The sequence below is a fragment of the Alkalibacterium sp. m-11 genome (assembly GCF_054658155.1).
This window is the reverse complement of record NZ_BAAGIR010000364.1, coordinates 1-463: the sequence shown is the minus strand read 5'-3', so window position 1 is coordinate 463 and position 463 is coordinate 1. Positions and strand designations below refer to the sequence as shown.

Here is a 463-nt window from a genome sequence, read left to right as displayed (position 1 = left end):
CCTTCATTCCCGTGTAAATTATAACGAGGAATGCAAAAAACATTGATATAAAAGGAAATTTCTGGCTATTCCTATTGAATTTCCGCACTTTCCACGTTATAATTATAACGTGGAAAGGCGTGATTTTATGAGTTTAGTATATGTAACCAACAAAAAGAACGGCACTACCTATGTTTACGAATCAACCAACTATTGGGATAAAGAAAAGAAGCAGTCGCGCAGCAAGCGTGTCTGCATAGGAAAACTGGACGAAGCTGGGAACCTGGTTCCCTCTAAGCGATTGGCTATGCCGCCGGCAAAGCAAGGGCCGGTACCATCCACCGTCATGAAACGAAGCTTCTACGGAGCGACCTATCTGTTTGACAAAATCGGAGAACTGCTTGGTGTTACAGCCGATCTAAAAGCTTGCTTTCCTGAAAGCTATAAGCAGATACTCTCGATTGCCTACTTCTTGATTTTGGAA

General features: G+C 42.5%; 1 pseudogene. It reads left to right on the top strand.

What is annotated here, in order from left to right:
* Nucleotides 1-127 precede the first annotated feature (127 nt).
* A pseudogene (locus ACYQ2O_RS12825) lies at nt 128-463 on the top strand (IS1634 family transposase); the annotation flags it as partial.